Here is a 7,709-nt window from a genome sequence, read left to right on the forward strand (position 1 = left end):
CTAGGGGCCGTGACCGACACCCCTCAGGACCCTGCCTCGGCCCTCTCGCTCGGTGAGGTGGACGCGCTCGACACCGCGGCGCTCGACCTGCCCGGTTGGACGCACGTGTACTCCGGCAAGGTGCGCGACCTCTACGCGCCGGACCTGCCCGCGGTCGGCGGCGTGCACCCGCTCGGCGACGTCGTGCTCGTCGTGGCGAGCGACCGGGTCAGCGCCTACGACCACGTGCTGTCGCCCGGCATCCCCGACAAGGGCGTCGTGCTCACCCAGCTCAGCCTGTGGTGGTTCGAGCAGCTCGCCGACCTCGTGCCGAACCACGTGGTGTCGACCGAGGTCTCGTCGGAGCCGGGCGACGGCCTAGTGCCCGACGTCGTCGCCGGGCGCGCGATGATCTGCCGCCGCCTGGACATGTTTCCGGTCGAGTGCGTCGTGCGCGGCTACCTCACCGGCTCGGGGCTCGTCGAGTACCGCGCCGGGGGAGAGGTCTGCGGCGTGCCGCTGCCGGCCGGGCTGGTCGACGGCTCGCGCCTGCCCGAGCCGATCTTCACGCCCGCGACCAAGGCCGCCGTGGGCGAGCACGACGAGAACGTCTCGTTCGACGTCGTCGCCGAGCAGATCGGCCTCGACGACGCCACGCGCCTGCGCGACCTGACGCTCGCCGTGTACGCGCGCGCCGAGCAGGTCGCGCGCGAGCGCGGTGTGATCCTCGCGGACACCAAGCTCGAGTTCGGCGTCGACCCGACGACCGGCCGGACCGTCCTGGGCGACGAGGTGCTCACGCCCGACTCGTCACGGTTCTGGCCCGCGGACCAGTGGGAGCCGGGGCACGCGCAGCCGAGCTACGACAAGCAGTTCGTCCGCGACTGGCTCGTGTCGCCCGCGTCCGGGTGGGACCGCGCGTCCGACACCCCGCCGCCGTCGATCCCCGCCGAGGTCGTCACGCGCACCCGCGCCCGCTACCTCGAGGCGTACGAGCGGCTCACGGGCTCGACGCTCGGCTGAGCCGTCAGGCGGTCCGGGCGGCGACCGGGCGCACGTAGGTGTGCCCGCTCGGCGCGGTCCACCGGACCGAGCCGTCGGCGAGCAGGGCGGGACGCCAGCCGTCGCGCGCGCGGACGACCCGGTGGTGCCGGCAGAGCGCGACGAGGTTGTCGGCCTCCTGCGCGGCGGCCGCGTCGTCGTCGTCAGCGCCCGGCCGCGGGGCCACGACGTGGTCGAGGTCGCAACGGAACGCCGGGACGCGGCAGCCGGGGAACACGCAGGTCTCGTCGCGCGTGAGGACGCGCGCGACGGTCTGCGGCGACGGTCGTGCCCTGCCGCGCTCCGCGGCGGGGGCGAGCGGTGCTGCCATGCGGACCTCCCTGCGTCGTCGAGCCATGGTTCGTGCGAGGGCGGGGAAGGGGCAGGACCCCGCCCTCGCACCGTGCCCGAGCGTGCGTCTCGAACACGTGTTCGACTCTAGCGGCACCCTCTGACACGCGTCGAGGGCTGGCGCGATAGATCGTCATCCGATATATATCGATCATGGCATCGAGCCCTCCGGCGTTCCGCATGACCGAGCAGGCGTACCTCGTGCTGCTCTCGCTCAGCGCAGAGCCGCGGCACGGGTACGCGGTGATCCAGGCGGTGCGCGAGCTGTCCGACGGCCGCACCCGGCTCGGGGCCGGCACGCTCTACGGCAACCTCGACCGGCTCGTCGCAGCCGGGCTCGTGGAGCCGACCGGCGAGGAGGTCGTCGACGGCCGCCTGCGGCGCTACTACCGGGCCACCGACGACGGGCGCCGCGCGGCGCGGGCCGAGACCCTCCGCCTCGCCGATCTCGCCGAGCGCGCACGGCGGTCCCTGGAGCGCCACGGCCCGGCAGGCACCGCCGACGGCCTCGCGGGGAGCGGCGCGTGAGCGCGGGCGGCGCGGACCGGTACGAGCGGTCCGCCCGGTTCTGGCTCCGCGCCTACCCGCCGCGCTGGCGCCGCCTGCACGGTGAGGAGGCGCTCGCGGTGCTGCTCGACCTCGCGCCCGCACCCGACGACACCGGGGCGCCGCACGGCATCGGCGCGCGCGAGGCGTGGGGGCTGGTGCGCGCGGGCTGGGGGCTGCGGTGGCGCGAGCACCCGCCGCTCGGCCGCTGGCTGCTGTACCGGCTGTTCGACGCTCGGCTGCCCGCGCGCTACTGGTGGTGGGTGGCCGACGACATCCACGGGACGCTCTACCCGTGGCGCGTGACCATGACGGGGCTCGCGACCGCTCTCGCGATCTTCTACGGCTGGCCGGTGCTGGCGCAGGTCCTGTTCTCGGACGACGTCACCAGGCCCGACCTGTGGCTGATCCTCCTGTGGTGCGGGACGTTCCTCGGCGGGGGGCTGCTCTTCCGCCGTTCGCACGTCGCGCGCGCGTGGCGCAAGCACGTGCTCGACGGCAACATCCCCGTGGACACCCCGACGGACCCGCCGCGCGCGGCCGGTGCCTGATCCGGCGCCGCGCCGTCGTGCCAGGGTGCGGACGCCCGGCGGGACGGTCGTGCGCGCCCGGTAGACTGGCCGCGGAATCCCGCCGTCGGCTCCCGCTCGTCCCGTCCCACCGACCGTCCTCGACGGCCGTGACGTGGGCGGGATCCCGGAGCCCCGGCTCTCCCGAACTCTCTCGCCAAGGAGCCCCCGTGGGACGCGTCGTCGTCGAGGTCATGCCCAAGCCCGAGATCCTGGACCCGCAGGGCAAGGCCGTCGTCGGGGCGCTGCCGCGCCTCGGTTTCACCCAGTTCACGTCCGTGCGCCAGGGCAAGCGGTTCGAGCTCGAGGTCGACGGCCCGGTCACGCCGGAGATCCTCGCCGCCGCCCAGGAGGCCGCGGTCAAGGTCCTGTCGAACCCGGTCATCGAGGACGTCGTCCGCGTCGCGGACATCGAGGCGGACGCAGCGGCGACGATCACGTCCGAGGGGCTCGCCTGATGTCCGGCGCGACGCTCGCGACGGCGCGGATCGGCGTCGTCACGTTCCCCGGCACGCTGGACGACCGCGACGCGGCCCGCGCGGTGCGTCTCGCGGGTGGTGAGGCCGTGTCGCTGTGGCACGCGGACGCCGACCTGCACGGCGTCGACGCGGTCGTCCTGCCCGGCGGCTTCTCCTACGGGGACTACCTGCGCGCGGGCGCGATCAGCCGCTTCGCGCCCGTCATGGAGTCGATCGTCGACGCGGCCGCGGGCGGCATGCCCGTCCTGGGCATCTGCAACGGCTTCCAGGTCCTCACCGAGGCGCACCTGCTGCCCGGCTCGATGGTCAAGAACGACCACCTGCACTTCATCTGCCGCGAGCAGGTGCTCGTGGTCGAGAACGCGGACACGGCCTGGACGCGCGACTACACGGCCGGCCAGCGCATCACGATCCCGCTGAAGAACCAGGACGGCCAGTTCGTCGCGGACGACCGCACGCTCGACGAGCTCGAGGCGGAGGGCCGCGTCGTCTTCCGCTACGACGGCTGGAACCCGAACGGGTCGCGCCGGGGCATCGCGGGCATCACGAACGCCGCGGGCAACGTCGTCGGCCTCATGCCGCACCCGGAGCACGCCGTCGAGGCGGGCTTCGGCCCGGCGAACGAGGCGGGCCCGCGCGCGGGGACCGACGGGCTCGGCTTCTTCACGTCGGTCCTGGGCGCGCTCGTCAGCGCATGACGAGGTCGGCGTGACGGGCTCGCCCCCGCGCGTCCTGCCCGACGGCGCCGGGCGCCCGGGCGTGCACGTCACCCTCGAGGCGGTGCCCGGGGACGACGCCGCGGCCGAGCTCCTGCGCACCCGTCAGCAGGCGGAGCTCGCCGTGCGCTATGGCGAGCCCGACGCGGGCACGTTCGTGCCCGACGCCTCGATCGCGAACGTCGTGGTCCGCTCGGCCGGTGAGCCCGTCGCGTTCGTCGCGCTCCGCGACGTGTCGGGCACGCCCGACGGCCGCGGCGGCACCCATCCCTCGCGGACGGGCGAGGTGAAGCGCCTCTGGGTCGAGCCGGCCCATCGCGGCCGCGGGCACGCGCGCACGGCGATGCGGGCCGCGCACCGGCACGCGGTCGAGGCCGGGCTCGACCGCCTGGTCCTGGAGACCGGGACCCTCCAGCCCGAGTCGATCGACCTGTACCTCTCGCTCGGCTACGTCCCGATCGAGTCGTACGGGCACTACGCCGGGCACCCGCTCTCGCGCTGCTTCGCGCTCGACCTGGGGGCTGCGGACCCGGGCGTCGGCACCGGCCCTGCGGACGCGACCTCGGCGACGAGCAGCGGGCGCGGGGCGCGCGACGCACGCAGGCCCGCCACCCCGAGCGAGCCCGTGACCGTCCCCGCCCCTGGGGTCGTCGAGGTTCGCGCCGTCCCGTGGGACGACCCGGACGCGGCGGCGCTGCGGCGCGAGATGCACGAGACGTCCTCGGCGGTGCTCTACCCCGAGCTGTTCGCCGGGCTCGACGCCGCCGGAGGGTTCGAGTCCGTCGACGCCCGCGTGGGCGCCGAGGTCGTCGCGACCCTCGTCGCGTACCGGGACGGCGAGGCCGTCGGGTGCGCGTCGCTGCGCCGCCCCGCACCCGGGGCGCCCGTGGACGCGCTCGAGGTGAAGAAGGTCTTCGTCCGCGAGCGCGCACGCAGGACCGGGATCGCGCGCCGGCTCCTCGACGCCCTGGAGGCCGTCGCCCGCGAGCGACGGGTGTCCACCCTGCTGCTCGAGACGGGCATCCGCCAGCCGGGTGCGATCGCGCTCTACCGCTCGCTCGGGTACCGCGCCGTCGAGCAGTTCCCGCCGTACGTCGGGGACAACCACGTCGCGCTCTGCTTCGCGAAGCCGCTGGTCTGAGGGTCGCGCCGGGGTCCTCTCAGGGGTGTGCCGGATATGCCCGCGGTGTCCGGTCCCGCTAGGGTGTCCCCGTGATCCCCCTCGCGACCGGTGCCTACTCCGCGGCCTCCGTGATCCTCGAGCTCCTCGGCTGGGTCGCCGCGGTCGCGTCACGGGTGCCCGGCCGGGTCGGGGTGCTCGCGGGCGAGCTGCGCGAGACCGCGGTCGAGTGGGGCCTCCCGGTCGGCGAGGTGTCCGACCTCTACGCCGCCTTCCCCGTGCGCCTCGCGCTCGCCGTCGCCGCCGTCGCGCTCGTGTGCGCCGTCGTCGCCCTGGTGCACGGGCTTCGCGAGCGTCAGCGCGCCGAGGGGTCCGCGGACGCCGTGCGCGTCAGCGGTCGCTGAGCAGCGGCACGACCTCCCGGCCCAGGAAGCGGACGAACTCCTCGACGTCCGGCTCGTCGGCGGTCGGCTGGACCGCGACGGCCGTCGCGCCCGCGTCGGCCAGCGCCTGGACGGCCGCGGCGATCGTCGCGGCGTCCCCGCCCGCGCCGATGCCCTGACCCGCCTCCTTGCCCCACAGCGGCACCTCGCGGTCCACGCGCTCCTGCGCGTCCGGCCCCGTCGCCGCGATGAGCGTCGCGTGGACGTCGACGTCGCTCCCGGCGCCGGCACCGTTCCCGTCCCGGCCTCCTCGAGCCGCTGCGGCTGCCGCCCGGACGTCGGTCGGAGTGAGCGCGTTCGCGAGGATCAGGCCGTCGCCCAGCTCGCCCGCCAGCGCGAGCGACCGCGGGCCGACGCCGCCGAGCCACAGCGGGACGGGCTCCGTCGGGGGCCAGTCGAGACGCACGGCGTCGAGCGTCACGTACCGCCCCGCCGTCGTGACCTCCTCGCCCGCGAGCAGGCTCCGCAGCGCCGTGGCGTGCTCGCGGAGCAGCGTCAGTGGTGACGCGACGCGGACGCCGGCCTGCCCCATCCACTCCTGGACCCCGTGACCCACGCCCGCGACTAGCCGCCCGGGGAACATCCGGGCGAGCGTCGCGACCTCCATCGCGGTGATCGCCGTGCTGCGCAGCGGGGCGGGCATGAGGCCGATGCCGACGCGCACGCGCTCGGTCCAGGCGAGCGCTGCCGCCGCCGACGCGAGGCCCGACTGCTTGAAGCAGTCCTCCCACACCCAGAGGTCGTCGAGGCCCGCCTCCTCCGCGGTGGTGGCGAGCCGCCGCAGGCTCTCCGGCGCGTGGGTGGGCACGAACGCGATACCGAGCCGTGGTGTCGTCATCCCGTCATCGTGCCGGGCGCCACCGACACTCAGCCGTCGTGCCGGGGCGCACGTGGCCCCCCGTGGGCGGGCCGCCGTGCGAGCTCGTCGGACTGCGCCAGGAAGGCGAGCTGCGCCGCGACGGACTGCCGCGCCGCCCCGAGGACGGACGGGTCGACGTCGGCGTAGACGCGCGCGACCACCTGCTCCACCGCGTCGTGCGCCCCCGCGGACAGCCCGAGCGCGGCGAGCGCCGCCCGGACCTGGGCGAGGCGTTCGAGCCGGTGCTCGCGGTACGCGCGCACCCGATCCGCGAGGTCGGCGACGACCGGCCCGTGGCCGGGGAGGCCCGTCGCCCGGCCCGTCCCCGCGGACGCGACCGCCTCGATCGCGTCGAGGCTCGCGAGGTACGCGCCGAGCGAGCCGTCGGGCTGCGCGATCACCGTCGTGCCGGTCCCGAGCACGGTGTCCCCGGTGAGGACCGTCGTGCCCGACGGCGACCCCGCGCCCCCGGTCGCGGCCTCATCCGACCGGGTGTCGCCAGGGGTCCCGTCGCCAGGGGGCGCGTCACCAGGGCGCGTGCCGCCTCCGGCGAGGTCGTCGGCCGGGGCGGGCCGGCCGTCGTCGGGCAGCACGAGGCAGACCGAGTCGACGGTGTGGCCCGGGGTGGCGAGGACGACGACGCGCAGCCCCGCGGCCTCGATCACCTCGCCGTCGTGCAGCGGCTCGCCGCCGTGGCAGTGTGCCGGGTCGACGGCGCGCACCGGCGCCCCGGTGCGCTCGCGCAGCCCGGGAGCGCCGGCCGTGTGGTCGCCGTGGCGATGCGTGACGAGCACGAGCTCGACCGGCCCGGCCGCGGCGAGCGCGTCGAGGTGCGCCGCGTCGTCGGGCCCCGGGTCCACGACGACGCGCGTCGCCGACCCGGGCGCGCGCAGCACGTACGAGCGCGTGCCGTCGAGCGTCATCGGGCCCGGGTTGTCGGCGCGCAGCACCGCCGCGAACCGGGTGACGGGCGTGGGCTCTGTCATGGCGGGCCGGCTCAGGCGCGGTGCCGCAGGACCGTCGGGCGGCCCTCGTCGTCCCACTGCGAGAAGCGGGCGTCGATCAGCGGGCCGACGAGGTCGTACGTCTCCCACGTGTCCGGCACGCGGTACACGTCCTCGGGCTCGCCGTCGCCCGGGCTCACCGCGTCGACGTAGTCCTCCAGGTAGAGGCCGCCGTCGTCCTCGTCCTCCTCGTCACCGGTGTAGTACGCGCTCGCGAACGCTGCGCCGACGTCGTCGAGGTCCTCGTCGACGAGCCTGCCGTCGCACGCGGCGAGCACGAACGCGCCGGGCGTCGTCCTCCGCTCGCGCAGCGCGGCGAGGTCGTCAGCGGCGTCCTCGGCGATCTGCTCGGAGACGTGCCCGCCGAGCACCGCCCACGCGAGGAACATGCCGATGTGCGTCGCGCCCGCCGCGGGCCCTGCCTCGGGTGGGTAGCCCAGGCCCTCGGAGTGCCAGGACGCGTCGTCGAGCTTCGTCGTCATGCGGCGACGCTACCCCCTCCCGCCGAACACGACATGAGGGTCGATATCCCGTGGATAACGACCCCCATGTCGTGTTCGACCGCGTGCCAGGTCGTGTTCGGCAACGGGGCGGGCGGGTGG

Annotated in this window: 11 protein-coding genes; 7 read left to right on the top strand and 4 right to left on the bottom strand. The window is 75.7% G+C overall.

Going from position 1 to position 7,709, the window contains the following annotated elements; genetic code table 11:
* The first annotated feature begins 57 nt into the window (after window positions 1-57).
* On the top strand, window positions 58-1,002 hold the full coding sequence (locus tag A0J59_RS14865) for a phosphoribosylaminoimidazolesuccinocarboxamide synthase (RefSeq protein WP_047233627.1): 945 nt from the start codon (window positions 58-60) through the stop codon (window positions 1,000-1,002).
* Between the two features lie 4 nt (window positions 1,003-1,006).
* Here A0J59_RS14865 and A0J59_RS14870 read toward each other — a convergent pair whose 3' ends face one another.
* Window positions 1,007-1,351, bottom strand: coding sequence for an HNH endonuclease signature motif containing protein (locus tag A0J59_RS14870; RefSeq protein ID WP_064316616.1), 345 nt, complete (start codon window positions 1,349-1,351; stop codon window positions 1,007-1,009).
* A 173-nt stretch (window positions 1,352-1,524) separates the two neighbouring features.
* Between A0J59_RS14870 and A0J59_RS14875 the strand changes: the two genes are divergently transcribed.
* The 6 genes from A0J59_RS14875 (at window position 1,525) to A0J59_RS14900 (ending at window position 5,205) form a co-directional block, all read left to right on the top strand.
* Complete coding sequence (locus tag A0J59_RS14875) at window positions 1,525-1,899, top strand: PadR family transcriptional regulator (protein WP_231581862.1); 375 nt, start codon at window positions 1,525-1,527, stop codon at window positions 1,897-1,899.
* Window positions 1,896-2,468, top strand: coding sequence for a hypothetical protein (locus A0J59_RS14880; RefSeq protein WP_064316617.1), 573 nt, complete (start codon window positions 1,896-1,898; stop codon window positions 2,466-2,468). The genes A0J59_RS14875 and A0J59_RS14880 overlap by 4 nt, the downstream gene beginning before the upstream one ends.
* Before the next feature lie 188 nt (window positions 2,469-2,656).
* Entirely contained in the window at window positions 2,657-2,944 is a 288-nt protein-coding gene (gene purS, locus A0J59_RS14885) for a phosphoribosylformylglycinamidine synthase subunit PurS (RefSeq protein ID WP_053369361.1), read from the top strand.
* Window positions 2,944-3,663 carry a phosphoribosylformylglycinamidine synthase subunit PurQ gene (purQ, locus tag A0J59_RS14890; protein ID WP_053369362.1) on the top strand — a complete coding sequence of 240 codons (720 nt, stop codon included), beginning with the start codon at window positions 2,944-2,946 and terminating at the stop codon, window positions 3,661-3,663. Before purS ends, purQ begins: the two co-directional genes overlap by 1 nt.
* Before the next feature lie 10 nt (window positions 3,664-3,673).
* A complete protein-coding gene (locus A0J59_RS14895) occupies window positions 3,674-4,822 on the top strand; it encodes a GNAT family N-acetyltransferase (RefSeq protein ID WP_255365241.1) in 1,149 nt (382 codons plus the stop codon).
* Window positions 4,823-4,893: 71 nt separating this feature from the next.
* Window positions 4,894-5,205: a hypothetical protein gene (locus A0J59_RS14900; RefSeq protein ID WP_064316618.1), complete on the top strand. Its 312-nt coding sequence runs from the start codon at window positions 4,894-4,896 to the stop codon at window positions 5,203-5,205.
* Here A0J59_RS14900 and A0J59_RS14905 read toward each other — a convergent pair.
* From A0J59_RS14905 to A0J59_RS14915, 3 genes are read right to left on the bottom strand one after another with little or no spacing between them, the layout of a single operon-like run.
* Window positions 5,192-6,082: an LLM class flavin-dependent oxidoreductase gene (locus A0J59_RS14905; RefSeq protein ID WP_053369365.1), complete on the bottom strand. Its 891-nt coding sequence runs from the start codon at window positions 6,080-6,082 to the stop codon at window positions 5,192-5,194. The genes A0J59_RS14900 and A0J59_RS14905 overlap by 14 nt on opposite strands.
* Before the next feature lie 29 nt (window positions 6,083-6,111).
* A complete protein-coding gene (locus A0J59_RS14910; protein WP_064316619.1) occupies window positions 6,112-7,089 on the bottom strand; it encodes an MBL fold metallo-hydrolase in 978 nt (325 codons plus the stop codon).
* An 11-nt stretch (window positions 7,090-7,100) separates the two neighbouring features.
* On the bottom strand, window positions 7,101-7,589 hold the full coding sequence (locus tag A0J59_RS14915) for a hypothetical protein (RefSeq protein WP_064316620.1): 489 nt from the start codon (window positions 7,587-7,589) through the stop codon (window positions 7,101-7,103).
* Window positions 7,590-7,709 lie beyond the last annotated feature (120 nt).

It is taken from the genome of Cellulosimicrobium sp. I38E (assembly GCF_001647255.1).
Taxonomy (GTDB): domain Bacteria; phylum Actinomycetota; class Actinomycetes; order Actinomycetales; family Cellulomonadaceae; genus Cellulosimicrobium; species Cellulosimicrobium cellulans_E.

Coding starts and splice junctions, on each gene's coding strand:
- A0J59_RS14915 (WP_064316620.1), bottom strand. CDS start 7,589: ATGACGACGAAGCTCGACGACGCGTCCTGGCACTCCGAGGGCCTGGGC.
- purQ (WP_053369362.1), top strand. CDS start 2,944: ATGTCCGGCGCGACGCTCGCGACGGCGCGGATCGGCGTCGTCACGTTC.
- A0J59_RS14905 (WP_053369365.1), bottom strand. CDS start 6,082: ATGACGACACCACGGCTCGGTATCGCGTTCGTGCCCACCCACGCGCCG.
- A0J59_RS14875 (WP_231581862.1), top strand. CDS start 1,525: ATGGCATCGAGCCCTCCGGCGTTCCGCATGACCGAGCAGGCGTACCTC.
- A0J59_RS14870 (WP_064316616.1), bottom strand. CDS start 1,351: ATGGCAGCACCGCTCGCCCCCGCCGCGGAGCGCGGCAGGGCACGACCG.
- A0J59_RS14910 (WP_064316619.1), bottom strand. CDS start 7,089: ATGACAGAGCCCACGCCCGTCACCCGGTTCGCGGCGGTGCTGCGCGCC.